This is a genomic window from Phenylobacterium sp., assembly GCF_037189685.1.
Classification (GTDB): Bacteria; Pseudomonadota; Alphaproteobacteria; order Caulobacterales; family Caulobacteraceae; genus Phenylobacterium.
This window is the reverse complement of the sequence record NZ_JBBCIT010000013.1, coordinates 20,207-32,714: the sequence shown is the minus strand read 5'-3', so window position 1 is coordinate 32,714 and position 12,508 is coordinate 20,207. Positions and strand designations below refer to the sequence as shown.

Sequence of the window (12,508 nt, the reverse complement as noted above, 5' to 3'; positions counted from 1 at the left end):
TGCCTCCCAGGACACCATGTCTCTCATCGCCAATGTGATCGGCACGGGCGCCGCCCTGTGCTCGATGACCAGCTTCGTGCCGCAGATCGCCAAGATCGTGCGCGAACGCGACGCCACCTCGGTCTCGCTGCGTATGTATGCGGTCACCGTGACCGGCTTCTGCCTCTGGACGGCCTATGGCGTGATGATCGGAAGCTGGCCGGTGGCAGCGTCCAACATCGTCTGCCTGGCCCTGTCCGCCACGATCCTGACCCTGAAGTGGCGCTTCTCGCGCGCGGCATAATCTACTTGTCCTAGCCACGGCGCGGCCGGAGCCGTAAGTCGGGCGCTCACGCGCGGAATCTGGCGCGCGGGCTCGAAGGTCACGGAATGAGCGACAGGCTGCAGGCCGCGCAGGCGGCGCTGAATTCGGGACGGCGGGACGAGGCGATCGGGCACCTGATCGCCGCCGTGGCCGAGGCGCCGGGCCAGCCCTCCAACGTCTACAGGATCCTGACGGTCCAGCTCTACAACGCCGGGCGGTTCGAGGAGGGCGAACAGCACGCCGCGACTGGCCTCGAACGCTATCCCCGCGACTACGACCTGCTCAACATCCACGGCGTCATGCTGAGGAAGCTCAAGCGCCAGCGCGAGGCCGTGCCCGTGCTGGAACGGGCGGTCAAGCTCAAGCCCAATGCGCCGGCGGCCCAGCAGAACCTGGGCAACGTCCTGTTGGACCTGGGGGAGCACGCGCGCGCCGAAGCCGTGTTCTCGAAGCTGGTCCGGGCCGAGCCGCGCAACAGCGAGTACCATCGCCAGCTCGGCCGCACCCTGGCGCGGCAGGGCAAGATCGACCCCGCGCTGACCCGGTTGCGGGCGGCCGTCGGCATCAAGCGCGACAATGTGGAGGCCTGGCTGGACCTCGCCGGCTGCCTCTCCGAGGAGTTCCGCATAGCTGAAGCGGAGGAGGCGCTCACCGCGGCCCTCGCCGCCAACCCCGGAGCCCAGAAGCTGCTGGAGGCCCGGGCGCTGACCCTGCGGCGCGGGGGCGACCTGAAAGGCTGCCAGACCTTCCTGGAAGAACTCCTGCCATCCAACCCCGACGCGGCCTGGCTCCAGTACCAGCTCGGCTCCCTCGTTTCGGACTGGGACCGCGATCGCGCCAACCGGCATTTCGAGCGGGCGCACGAACTGGAGCCGGGCAAGCTCGAATACGCCACCGCACTGGTCGAGAGCCTGGAGCGCACACGCCTCGGCGACGAAGGCGGCCATATCGAGCGCGCCTACCAGCTCGCCCTGACGCTCCTGCCGCGCAAGCCGGAGTTCACGGACTCCACCAACAAGATCATGACCGACGTCTTCGTGCGCGTCTGCGACTACGATGCGCTGGACGCCGTCGGCGACTTCAGGACCCTGGGCCGCAACTGGGCCCAGAGCGGACGCCACACCGCGCTGCTGAAGCAGATCGCGCGCGTGCGCAGCGACGACGACCGGCTGGAGCTGGTCGAACAGCACCGCATCTGGGGCCGGGCCCAGGAGGAGGCCGCCGCCCGCCGCACCCTCAAGCGCCCGCCGCCGCGGCCGCTCGGCCCGAAGATCCGCCTGGGCTTCATGTCGTCGGACCTGCGCGCCCACCCGGTGGGCTATTTCGCGGCGCCGCTGTTCGACCACATCGACAACGAGCGGTTCGAGGTCTTCATCTATTCCTTCTACCAGGGAAAAGAGGACGCGGCGCAGAGGGCGATCACCGAGAAGGTGACCGCCTATCGCTGGTGGCCCGAGGCCAGCATCACCCAGGCCGCCGAACGGATCGCGGCGGACCAGCTCGACCTGCTCATCGAACTGGGCGGGTCCACCCACATGAACAAGCTGGAGGTGATGGCCTATCGCCCGGCGCCGCTCCAGGCGAGCTGGCTGGGCTATCCGCACTCCGCGGGGCTTTCGACGATCGACTGGTTCATCTGCGACCCGATCACCGCCCCGCCCCGGCGCGAATTGCTGATCGAGACGCCGCTTCTGATGCCGCGGAGCTGGATCGCGCTGGGCGCGCGGTTCTTCTCGAACACCGTCGAGATCGGCGAGGCGCCCGAGCTGCGGAACGGCTTCATCACCTACGGGACCGCCAACAACCCGCACAAGTACACCCGCGACGTCCTGCGGACCTGGGCGAAGGTGGTCGCCGCAACGCCGGGGTCGAAGTTCGCGTTCATCCGGCCCGAAGCCAGCGGCGAGAGCTTCCGGCGCAACATCGAAAAGCAGTTCGCCGTGGAGGGCGTGACGCCCGACCGGCTGGTCTGGCATGCGATCCGCGGGGCGCACCTGCCCTACTACAACGAGGTGGACATCACCCTCGACCCCTTCCCCCTGACCGGGGGCACCACCACCGCCGAGACCCTGTGGATGGGCGTGCCGCTGGTCAGCCTGACGGGGCCGGCCTTCTACGAACGCCTCAGCGCCTCGATCATGGCCAACAGCGGGATCGGCGACCTGGCCGTCGACACGCGGGAGGCCTATCTCGACACCGCGGTCGCCCTGGCCGCCGACCGCGAGCGGCGGCTGGAGCTGCGGCGCTCGCTGCGCGACCGGATGCGCCAGGGGCCGCTGGGCCAGACCGAGCCGTTCGCGAAGGACTTCTACGACATGATCCACGCCGCGGTGACCGCGAAGCGCGGATAGGCAAGGTCAGAGGCGGAAGTATTCCTTCAGCAGGTCGTCGGGCCGCGGCTGGAAGGCCAGGTCGGTTCCGGCGCCACGGAAGGCGATGACGCCGGGCGGGACGGTCCTGTTCACGGCGCTGACACCCTGGCTCAGCACCGCGTCGTCGCCGATCACCGCGCGGCCGATCACGGCGGTGTTTGGATAGAGCACCACCCGGTCGCCGACCACGGGGATCTGGTCCTTGTGCCGGCCGACGGTCGAGTTCTGGTAGAGGACGAGGTAGTTCCCGTAGGTCGCCTTGGCCAGGACGATGCCCACCGAATGGCCGATGTAGAACACCGGCGGCATCTGGATCTCGTAGAACAGGTCGATCCCGTTCAGGGCCTTGTTCATCAGGAACAGCCGCGTGGCCGCCGCCGTGTCGCCCGAGCGCCTCCAGATCGTGTTCGAGAGGTAGTAGAGGAAGATGCAGTGCTGCGAACTCTGCAGCACGTTGAACTGGTCGGGCCGCCAGGGGGCGCAGGCGTTGATGCAGACGTGCATCCGCTCCAGCGCCTCGTCCAGGTGCGCGTCCACGGCCTTGCGGAAGGCGTCCTCGCGGCCGTCGGGCGTGATCGCCGCGCACTGGGCGGTGAGGTAGGCGACGAGGCTGTCGCGGGTATGGTCCAGGAGCTGCACGGCGCTTCAGAGCCCTTCCAGATAGGCGCGGACCACATCCTCGACGGGCCGCGCCCGCACGCCAAGCCCCGCGAGGCGCTCGACGCTGGCGTTGGGTGGCGGGGGCGGGTTGGCCTGACCGCGGAACCGTACGGTCCAGCCCGCAGCCTCGAACACCCGGGCGACTTCCGCGTTGGTGGTCAGGCGGCCGGCGGCCACGTTGAAGACGCCGGCCGACGCGGCGGCGATGGCCATGAGGGCCGCGACCGTGTCGTCGAGGTGGATGTAGTCGCGGGCGATGTTCGGGCTGGAGTCCAGCTCCAGGTCGCGCCCGCCGCGGGCCGCGATCAGCCACTCGGACAGGAAGCCCGGCGCGCCGTCGGCCCAGTCGAAGACGTTGGACAGCCGGGCCACCGACCCACGTCCGCCGGTGCGCGCCAGGGTCAGGTTCTCGCCCAGGGCCTTGGAGAGGTCGTAGACGCGCCGCGGGTCGGCCGGATCGAAGGTCAGGGGCTCGGCCTCATGGACCACCTCCTGGCGCTGGCCGTCGTAGAGCCGGGTGGACGAGCAGTAGACCAGCCGCTCGAACCGGCCCGCCTCGATCAGGCGGCTGACCAGGCTGGCGTGCGCCTCCACCGTGTCGAAGGGCCGTCGGTCGTAGTCGGCGGTCAGGCCGGCGCAGTAGAACACCACGCCCAGGTCCCGGCGCAGCAGGTCGGCGTCGCCCTTGGCCGGCGCCCACACGTCCCACCCGTCGGCCCGCAGGCGTTTCGCCAGGCGGGCGCCCACGAACCCGGCCGCGCCGACGACGGTCGCCTTCATCCGCCGCGCTCGCCGATGCGGCGCGCCGGCGCGCCTGCGAAGATCGCATAGGCCGGGACCTCGCCCCGCACCACCGAGCCGGCCGCGATGACGGCGCCGCGCCGGATGACCGCCCCGTCCAGTACGACGACGCCCGACCCCAGCCAGCAGTCGTCCTCGATGACGATGCCGCCCTTCGACGCCTGAAAGCCCTGGTCCTTGATGAACCGATCGCGGTCGGCGATGGCGTGGTTGGTGGGGGCCAGGGTGCAGTTGGCGGCGATGGCCACACCCTGGCCGATGGTCACCCCGTTGCCGGTGTAGATCACGGTGCCCGAGTTGATGGCGGTGTCGGGGCCGATCACCACGTCGCCCGAGCCGCCGGCCGGCTTGATCTTCACGAAGCTGTCGATCATCACCCGCGGCCCGATCTCGATCAGGGTGCCGCGCACCGATTCCTCGATGTCGGCCATCGGCGAGATCCGGGCGGTGGGATCAATCTTCAGCATCGTAGTCGGGATATCCGGCGTCCCGCGGCGAGATCAACTGCGGCCGCATCGGCCAGGCGACGCCGAAGGCCGGGTCGTCCCAGCGGACGCCGGCCTCGTGGCCGGGGCGATACGCCGGCGCGATCTGGTAGAGGACGTCGGTGTCGGGCTCCAGGGTCAGGAAGCCGTGGGCGACGCCCTCCGGGATGAAGAGGGCCGCCAGGTTGTCGGCGCTCAGTTCCACGCCGGTCCAGCCCCGATAGGTCGGGCTGTCGCGCCGCAGGTCGACGGCCACATCGAACACCCGCCCCTGCGTCACCCGGACCAGCTTCGTCTCTGCATGAGGCGCGGCCTGGTAGTGCAGACCGCGCAGCGTACCGGCGGTCGGATTGCGCGACACGCTGGTCTGGACCGGGACGAAGTCGAGGCCGGCAGCGGCGAATTCCTCCGGGCAGTGCAAGCGCGCGAACAGGCCACGGTCGTCGGCATGGGGATCGGCCTCGACCCTGACCACGCCGGCGATCGGGGTCGGGACGAAGCGCATCAGGAGAGGACCTTCGTCTCGGGCGACGCCACCACGAACCGGCCGCCCCAGTCGCCGATGAAGGCGAGCTGGCGCGTGATCTCCTCGGTCAGGTTCCAGGGCAGGATCACCACATAGTCGGGCCGCGTCGCCTTCACCGCCTCGGGCGCCCTGATCGGGATATGGCTGCCGGGCAGGTATCGGCCCTGCTTGGCCGGATTGGCGTCGTAGACCTCGACGATGTCGTCGCGCGTGACGCCGCAGCGGTTGAGGAAGGTGTTGCCCTTGGCCGCCGCGCCGTAGGCGGCCACTGCCCGGCCCTCGTCGCGGGCGGCCGAGAGGAAGGCCCGGAAGCTGTCGCAGACCGCCTCCACCCGCGCCGCGAAGCCGTCGTAGGTTTCCGCCACGCCCAGGCCAGCGTCGGCCTCGGTGGCGCGCAGCGCCCGCAGCGCGTCGGTCTCGGCATGGGCGGCGGCGTCATGGCAGCAGAACAGCCGCAGCGACCCGCCGTGGGTGGGCAGAAGTTCCACGTCGAAGGGGCGAAGGCCGTGCGCCCGCAGCACCTGCTCGACCGCCAGCAGCGACAGGTACGAGTAGTGCTCGTGGTAGATGGTGTCGAACTGGACCTTCTCGATCAGGTTCAGGAGGTGCGGGAATTCGAAGGTCAGCACGCCCTGCGGCTTCAGCACCTGGGGGAAGCCGGCCATGAAGGCGTTGAGGTCCGGCACGTGGGCCAGGACGTTGTTGGCCGCCATCAGGTCGGCGCGGTCGCCCCGCGCGGCCAGCGCCCGGCCGGTCTCGGCGTTGAAGAAGACCACGTCGGTGCGCACGCCGATGGCGCGGGCCGCCTCGGCCGTGTTGGCCGTGGGCTCGACGCCCAGGACGGGCACGCCCTTGGCCAGGAAGTGCTTCAGGAGGTAGCCGTCGTTGCTGGCCACCTCCACCACCAGCGAATCGGGACCGAGCCCGAACCGCGCGATCATCGCCTCGGCGTAGCGGCGGGCGTGCTCGACCCAACCCGAAGAGAACGACGAGAAATAGGCGTAGCCCGCATCGAAGATCGCCTCGGCCGGGACCTCATGGTCCGCCTGGACCAGGAGGCAGCGGTTGCAGACCCGCGTGTGCAGCGGGAAGACGGGCTCGTTTCCCGCCGCCAGTTGCTCGGGCGTGAGGTAGCTGTTCGCCAGGGGCTGCTCGCCCAGGTCGAGGAAGGTGCGCGTCAGCGGCGCGCGGCAGAAGCGGCAGGGCGGCGGGGTGGTCATGCGCGGGCTTGGTACCCTTCGATCTGCTCCAGGCACAAGGCGCGCGCGTCTGCGCCGGCCGCCTGGCGCGCATACCAGTCCATGGTGAGGCGCACGGCCTCGGGAGCGTCCAGGCGGCTCTCGAACCCCAGCGCCGTCCGTGCGCGCGTGGCGTCGATGGCGAGGGCGCGGGCCTCCAGGGAGTCGGGGTCGGGCTCGTGACGCCACGGCTTGCCGCCCAGCGCCTTGACGCCCAGCGTGGCGAGTTCGCCCACCGTAACCTCGGCCCCGCCCGGGCGCGGGCCGAAGTTGAGCGCCCGTGGCGCGTCGGGCCGCACGGCCAGCGCCTCCAGGAAGGTGAGATAACCCGCCAGGCAGTCCAGCACGTGCTGCCACGGGCGCGTCGCCTCGGGATGGCGGAGCGTCACCGCCTCGCCGGCGCGGACCGCGCGCACGATGTCGGCCACCAGCCGGTCGCGGGAGAAGTCGCCGCCGCCGATCACGTTGCCGCCGCGCGCGGTGGCCACCGCCACGCCGGGGAAGTAGCTGCGGGCGAAGCTCTGGACGACGATCTCGGCGGCCGCCTTCGAGGCCGAGTACGGGTCCTTGCCCCCCAGCGGATCACCCTCGGCGAAGGCGCGGCCCCCGTCGTCGTTGGCGTAGACCTTGTCGGAGGTGATGGTCAGGACGGCCTTCAGCGCGGTCTGGCCCCTCAGCGCCTCCAGCAGCCGCGCCGTGCCCATGACGTTGGTGTCGAAGGCGGCCACGGGATCCTCGATCGCGGTGCGCACGATCGCCTGGGCCGCCATGTGCAGCACGAGGTCGAAGGTCTTTCCCGCCAGCGCCCGATCGATCGCGGCGGGATCCCGGATGTCGCCGAGCCGCGAGTCGATGCGGCGTTCGACGCCCGCCATCTCGAACAGGCTGGGCGTCTGGTCGGACGGCAGGGCGAGGCCGGTCACCTCCGCGCCCATGCTCGACAGCCACAGGGCCGCCCACGAGCCCTTGAAGCCCGTGTGGCCGGTCAGCAGGACCCGTTTGCCGGCCCAGAACCCCGGGTTCACCGCCGCCACGGCGCCTCGCCCGAGGCCCACAGCGCCTCCAGGACGTTCTTGTCGCGCAGGGTGTCCATGGCCGCCCAGAAGCCGTCGTGGCGGAACGCCATGAGCTGCCCGTCGGCGGCGAGGCCCTCCAGCGGCTCGCGCTCCCAGATCGTGGGATCGCCGTCGATCCGGTCCAGCACCGCGGGGTTCAGGACGAAGAACCCGCCGTTGATCAGGCCCTGGTCCCCAGGCGGCTTCTCCACGAAGCGGTCGACGCGGCCGTCCTGGATGTCCAGCGCGCCGAAGCGGCCCGGCGGGGCGACGGCGGTGATCGTGGCCTCGCGGCCGTGCGCCTCGTGGAACGCCAGGAGGGCGGAGAGGTCCACGTCGGACACGCCGTCCCCGTAGGTCATGAAGAACGGCCGGCCCGGCTCCAGATACTTCGCCACCCGCTTGAGGCGGCCGCCGGTCATGGTGTCGGAGCCCGTCTCGACCAGGGTCACCTTCCACGGCTCGTGGTTGGTGGCGTGGTACTCCAGCGCCCCGGTGGCCATGTCGACCGTCAGGTCGGCGTTGTGGAGGACGTAGTTGGCGAAATACTCCTTCACCACATAGCCCCGGTAGCCCAGGCAGACGATGAAGTCGTCGAAGCCGTGGTGAGCGTAGTGGCGCATGATGTGCCAGAGGATCGGCCGGCCGCCGATCTCGATCATGGGCTTGGGCTTGAACTGGCTCTCCTCGGAGATGCGCGTTCCCAGGCCTCCGGCCAGGATCACGGTCTTCACAGCACCACCGTCTTCATGCGTCCGCCCTGTGGCGCGCCGTCGGGATTCAAAGCGCGCGGGTTGATCTGCCCTCTTAGCGGCTCTGCGCGCCTGTCAGAAGCCCCTTGCCCGAAACGCCACCGCGGGGGATGGACGCGCATGGCCGAGCCAGGGCGATCGCAAATTCCTTCGTGTCATCCGCGACGGCCCGAAGAGCGGATCCGGGACCCGGCTTCCATGCGCGCGGCCCCCCTTCCATCTGCTTCGTCATCGGCGGACTTGTCCCGCCGATCCGGAAGCGCCGAAGGCGAGAGGGTGGGCAGCCGCCGCGCCGTGCGATGCGGGCCTGGCGCAACGTCTCTGGATCGGCGGGACAAGTCCGCCGATGACGACCTTGACCGGAAGCTTTTGCCCTGATGGTCGCGCCGCCCCTTGTCAGCTTCCTGATCGCCGGCGTCCAGAAGGGCGGGACGACCGCCCTCTTCGACTACCTGGGAGACTATGGCGACCTCGCCCTGCCGGCGGAGAAGGAGCTTCACTTCTTCGACGACGACGAAGGCGTGGACTGGTCCGCGCCGGACTACGGACGCTACCATGCCGTCTTTCCCGCGCCGGACGAACGCCCGCGGGGGGAAGCCACGCCCATCTACACCTATTGGCCGAACAGCCTGGAGCGGATCGCCGCCTACAACCCGGCCATCCGGCTGATCGTGGTGATGCGCGACCCGGTCCAGCGCGCATGGTCGCACTGGCGGATGGAGTACGCCCGCGGTGTCGAGCCCCATCCTTTCGCCTGGTGTATCCGCGAGGGGCGGCAGCGGCTGTTCCGGACCGAGCCCTGGGGCCACCATCGGGAGTTCAGCTATGTGGAGCGCGGCTTCTACGGCGAGCAGGCCGAGCGGCTCCTGAGCCTGTTCCCGCGTGAGCAATTGCTGTTCCTGAGATCCGAGGACCTGCGTCGGCAGGCTGGCGGGACCCTGGACAGGGTGCGCCACTTCCTCGGGCTGCGGCCCGCCGCGGCGCCCCCGGCGCGCGAATCGCACGTGGGACGCGCGGCGGACTATCCTTCCGACCTGACGCCCGGGGACGTCGCCCACCTGCGGCGGATCTATGCCCGCGACGGCGAACGGCTGGCCGACCTGACCGGTATCCGCTTCGAAGCCTGACGGTCATATATTGGCCCAGAGGCTGGCCCAGGAGTCGCCCATGCGGCTCGCGCCTTCCGTCCTCACCGCGTTCGCCCTCGGCGCGTCCGCCGCCCTGACGACGCCGGCGACGGCCCAGGCACCCGGCGCACGGACTCCCGGCCCGCAGGCCTCCGGCGCGCCGCCGCTGACCTTCCCCGTGGCCTGCCAGCCGGGGCGGACGTGCGAGATACAGCATTATGTGGATCGCGACCCCGGCCCCGGCGTGCGCGACCATCGCTGCGGGACCATGACCTACGAAGGTCACAACGGCGTCGACATCCGCCTGCCCGACCTCGCGGCCCAGCGGCGGGGCGTGGTGGTGCTGGCCGCCGCCGCGGGGCGCGTACGCGCCGTGCGCGACGGGAAACCCGACATCTCGGTCAAGGCCGCCGGCGCGCCTTCCGTGGCGGGAGAGGAATGCGGCAACGGGGTGGCGATCACCCACGACGGCGGCTGGGAGACGCAGTACTGCCACATGGCCCGGGGCAGCATCGCCGTGAACGCCGGGCAGGCCGTGGAGGCGGGCGCCCCGCTGGGACGGATCGGCCTGTCGGGCCAGACCGAATATCCCCACCTCCACTTCACCGTGCGGCGCGCGGGGCGCGTCGTCGATCCGTTCCGTCCCGACGAGGGCCAGGCCTGCGGTGACGGGGCGGCAGGACTGTGGACTCCCGAGGCCGCGGCGCGAATGCCGTACCGGGCCGGCGCGATCCTCAACGCCGGCTTCGCGGCGGCCCCGGTCACGATGGACCAGATCGAAGGCGGCGCCATCGGCGTTCCCGATGCGGGGGCGCTGGTGCTCGTGGCGTATGCGCGGGCCATCGCCCTCCTTCCCGGAGACGAGGTGGAACTGGACCTCAAGGGCCCCGACGGGGCCAGCCTGGCGCGTAGCCGGCGGCCGCCGCTCGCCAGCTGGCGGGCCCAGGAGATGCTTTATATCGGGAAGAGGCGGCCGGCCGCCGGATGGCCGCGCGGGACCTATACGGCGGAATACCGCGTCTGGCGGAAAGGCGTCGTGGTCCTGTCACGGCGCTTCCAGACGACGCTTTAGGGATTTTGCGGCGGCCCGTGCGCCGTGCACCCCCTCCGTCTCGCGCGTGCCGCGCGATCCACCTCCCCCGCAAGGCGGGGGAGGAGCGATACGCGACAAGCTCCTCCCTCGAAGGGAACACTTCGGGTGAGGTGGATCGGCCTGCAGGGCCGAGACGGAGGGAGTGCACGGCGCACGGACGCCGCAAAAGAAAAGGGCCGCCCCGAGGGGCGGCCCGATCCTTGTTCAGCCTATCGGCCGGCCGTCAGGCGCCGACGATGTTCGTCGCGCTGATGTCGGCCAGGGTGCGGCCCACCAGGACGACGGCATCTTCCGCCGTACCGTTGTTGTTGCCGGTGTCCGCGAAGACCACCACGTCCGAACCGACTTGGATCACCACGTAGTCGATGACGCCGCCATTGATCTGAGCGTCGGCAAGGAGCTTCGCGGCGTCGTAGGTGCTGGCCGACAGCTCGATGTAGTTCGAGCCTTCGGTGGCGGCGCCCAGGCCGTTGAAGCGGAGGGTATCCACGGCTTCCCAGTCGAGGATCTGGTCCAGCGTACCGGCCGTGACGCCGGAGTCGCCCGACGTGAACACGAAGCGGTCGGCGCCGTTGCCGCCCGACAGGAAGTCGGTGTCGGTTCCGCCCACGATGGTGTCGTTGCCGTCACCACCTTGCACGGTGTCGTTGCCGGCCCCGCCGACCACGCTGTCGTTGCCGCCGCCGGCGTCGATCTGGTCGTTGTCGGCGCCGCCGTCGAGGGTGTCGTTGCCTTCACCACCCGAGACCACGTCGTTGCCAGCGCCCGCGATGACGCTGTCGTTGCCGGCGCCCGCGCTGACGGTGTCGTTGCCCGCGCCCACGTCAGCGGTGTCGTTGCCGTCACCGAGGGTGACGGTGTCGTTGCCAGCGCCCGCGGTGACATTGTCGTTGCCAGCGCCCGCATCAACCGTGTTCGCGCCGTCACCCGCCACGATGGTGTCGTTGCCTTCGCCACCGTCGATGTTGTCGTTGCCGGCTCCGGCGGTGATGTCGTCGTCGCCGACGCCGCCGCTGACGGTGTTGTTGCCCGCACCGGCGTCGATCGTGTCGTTGCCGTCTTCACCGAAGACGCGGTCGTTGCCGCCGCCCGTGGCGATGGAGTCATCACCCAGGTTGCCGTTGAACACGCCGCCGGCCGAGGCCGCCGAGGCGTCGATCACGTCGTTGCCCTGGCCGCCCAGGACGGTCAGGCTGGAGCTGGTGCTGGTGGCGGTGACGGTGTCGTCGCCGGCGCCGCCCTGGACGAAGCCCGCGCCGGTGAACGTGATGTCGTCCGCGCCCGCGCCGCCCAGGATGTTCACGACGCCCGCCGTCGCCACGATGGTGTCGCTGCCGTCCCCGCCGTCGATCGTGAGCGAGTTGGTCGCGCCGCTGGTGGCGGTGATGGTGTCGTTGCCGGCTTCACCGAAGATCTGGTCGTTGCCGCCGCCGCCGGTGAGCGAATCGTTGCCGAGGTTGCCGTTGATGAAGTCGTCGCCGGCGCCGCCGTCGATGACGTCATCGCCCTGGCCGCCCAGGACGGTGTCGTTGCCGGCGCCGCCCGTGATGGTGTCGTTGCCGACGTTGCCCTGACCGAAGTCGTTGCCGTCGCCCAGGTCGAGTTCGTCGTTGCCCTGGCCGCCGTAAGCGGTGTCGTTGCCCGTGCCGCCGACGACGCTGTCGTTGCCCTGGTTGCCCTGCAGCACGTCGTTGCCGCCAGCCCCGTTGAGGGTGTCGGCGCCCGCGCCGCCGAACAGGGCGTCACCGCCCGCACCGCCGGTGCCGGCGTCGTCGCCCGCGCCGCCGATGAACAGCGACGAGCTGTCGGGGAACACGACTTCAGCGGCCGTGCCGGTGGCGATGGAATTGCTGAAGGTCACCGCGCGGCCCGTCAGGCCCGAGATGAGCGTCACCGTCGCCGCGGAGGTCGCCGTCGCGGGATTGAAGATCACGGACGTGGTCGCCGCACGCTCGCCGACGCCGCCAAAAACGAGCTGATCGGCACCGGCGTTGTAGGCGAGAGCCTGCGCTTCCGTGATTGTCTCGAAAAGATAAGTCGCCATTAGTCTCTCCAGTCTGTGTCACACGGACCCCTGGAACGCTTGACCTCCACA

General features: G+C 70.4%; 12 protein-coding genes. 4 read left to right on the top strand and 8 right to left on the bottom strand.

Going from position 1 to position 12,508, the window contains the following annotated elements; genetic code table 11:
* The first annotated feature begins 16 nt into the window (after positions 1-16).
* Together WG212_RS09055 and WG212_RS09050 are read left to right on the top strand one after the other, a co-directional pair.
* Entirely contained in the window at positions 17-283 is a 267-nt protein-coding gene (locus WG212_RS09055; protein ID WP_337186770.1) for a SemiSWEET transporter, read from the top strand.
* An 86-nt stretch (positions 284-369) separates the two neighbouring features.
* The gene (locus tag WG212_RS09050) at positions 370-2,655 is read left to right on the top strand and encodes a tetratricopeptide repeat protein (protein ID WP_337186769.1); all 2,286 of its coding nucleotides are present in this window, start codon (positions 370-372) and stop codon (positions 2,653-2,655) included.
* Positions 2,656-2,661: 6 nt separating this feature from the next.
* Here WG212_RS09050 and WG212_RS09045 read toward each other — a convergent pair whose 3' ends face one another.
* Genes WG212_RS09045 through rfbF form a run of 7 tightly spaced genes read right to left on the bottom strand, consistent with a single transcriptional unit; the run spans position 2,662 to position 8,175 of the window.
* Positions 2,662-3,315, bottom strand: coding sequence for a hypothetical protein (locus WG212_RS09045; protein ID WP_337186768.1), 654 nt, complete (start codon positions 3,313-3,315; stop codon positions 2,662-2,664).
* Positions 3,316-3,321: 6 nt separating this feature from the next.
* Positions 3,322-4,116: an NAD(P)-dependent oxidoreductase gene (locus tag WG212_RS09040; RefSeq protein WP_337186767.1), complete on the bottom strand. Its 795-nt coding sequence runs from the start codon at positions 4,114-4,116 to the stop codon at positions 3,322-3,324.
* Positions 4,113-4,604: an acyltransferase gene (locus WG212_RS09035; protein WP_337186766.1), complete on the bottom strand. Its 492-nt coding sequence runs from the start codon at positions 4,602-4,604 to the stop codon at positions 4,113-4,115. The genes WG212_RS09040 and WG212_RS09035 overlap by 4 nt, the downstream gene beginning before the upstream one ends.
* Complete coding sequence (rfbC, locus tag WG212_RS09030) at positions 4,591-5,127, bottom strand: dTDP-4-dehydrorhamnose 3,5-epimerase (protein ID WP_337186765.1); 537 nt, start codon at positions 5,125-5,127, stop codon at positions 4,591-4,593. Before rfbC ends, WG212_RS09035 begins: the two co-directional genes overlap by 14 nt.
* The gene (locus tag WG212_RS09025) at positions 5,127-6,368 is read right to left on the bottom strand and encodes a class I SAM-dependent methyltransferase (protein ID WP_337186764.1); all 1,242 of its coding nucleotides are present in this window, start codon (positions 6,366-6,368) and stop codon (positions 5,127-5,129) included. The genes rfbC and WG212_RS09025 overlap by 1 nt, the downstream gene beginning before the upstream one ends.
* A complete protein-coding gene (rfbG, locus tag WG212_RS09020) occupies positions 6,365-7,441 on the bottom strand; it encodes a CDP-glucose 4,6-dehydratase (protein WP_337186763.1) in 1,077 nt (358 codons plus the stop codon). Before rfbG ends, WG212_RS09025 begins: the two co-directional genes overlap by 4 nt.
* Positions 7,408-8,175, bottom strand: a complete 768-nt coding sequence (gene rfbF / locus WG212_RS09015) for a glucose-1-phosphate cytidylyltransferase (protein WP_337186762.1) — start codon at positions 8,173-8,175, stop codon at positions 7,408-7,410. The genes rfbG and rfbF overlap by 34 nt, the downstream gene beginning before the upstream one ends.
* Positions 8,176-8,570: 395 nt before the next feature.
* Here rfbF and WG212_RS09010 point away from each other — a divergent pair, with 395 nt between their 5' ends.
* Both WG212_RS09010 and WG212_RS09005 read left to right on the top strand, forming a co-directional pair.
* Complete coding sequence (locus WG212_RS09010; RefSeq protein ID WP_337186761.1) at positions 8,571-9,320, top strand: sulfotransferase domain-containing protein; 750 nt, start codon at positions 8,571-8,573, stop codon at positions 9,318-9,320.
* A 40-nt stretch (positions 9,321-9,360) separates the two neighbouring features.
* A complete protein-coding gene (locus WG212_RS09005; RefSeq protein ID WP_337186760.1) occupies positions 9,361-10,392 on the top strand; it encodes a M23 family metallopeptidase in 1,032 nt (343 codons plus the stop codon).
* A 244-nt stretch (positions 10,393-10,636) separates the two neighbouring features.
* Here the strand turns inward: WG212_RS09005 and WG212_RS09000 are convergent, their stop codons facing one another.
* A complete protein-coding gene (locus WG212_RS09000; RefSeq protein WP_337186759.1) occupies positions 10,637-12,457 on the bottom strand; it encodes a calcium-binding protein in 1,821 nt (606 codons plus the stop codon).
* Positions 12,458-12,508 lie beyond the last annotated feature (51 nt).

Coding starts and splice junctions, on each gene's coding strand:
- WG212_RS09025 (WP_337186764.1), bottom strand. CDS start 6,368: ATGACCACCCCGCCGCCCTGCCGCTTCTGCCGCGCGCCGCTGACGCGC.
- WG212_RS09005 (WP_337186760.1), top strand. CDS start 9,361: ATGCGGCTCGCGCCTTCCGTCCTCACCGCGTTCGCCCTCGGCGCGTCC.
- WG212_RS09000 (WP_337186759.1), bottom strand. CDS start 12,457: ATGGCGACTTATCTTTTCGAGACAATCACGGAAGCGCAGGCTCTCGCC.
- rfbC (WP_337186765.1), bottom strand. CDS start 5,127: ATGCGCTTCGTCCCGACCCCGATCGCCGGCGTGGTCAGGGTCGAGGCC.
- WG212_RS09040 (WP_337186767.1), bottom strand. CDS start 4,116: ATGAAGGCGACCGTCGTCGGCGCGGCCGGGTTCGTGGGCGCCCGCCTG.
- WG212_RS09055 (WP_337186770.1), top strand. CDS start 17: ATGTCTCTCATCGCCAATGTGATCGGCACGGGCGCCGCCCTGTGCTCG.
- WG212_RS09050 (WP_337186769.1), top strand. CDS start 370: ATGAGCGACAGGCTGCAGGCCGCGCAGGCGGCGCTGAATTCGGGACGG.
- WG212_RS09010 (WP_337186761.1), top strand. CDS start 8,571: ATGGTCGCGCCGCCCCTTGTCAGCTTCCTGATCGCCGGCGTCCAGAAG.
- WG212_RS09035 (WP_337186766.1), bottom strand. CDS start 4,604: ATGCTGAAGATTGATCCCACCGCCCGGATCTCGCCGATGGCCGACATC.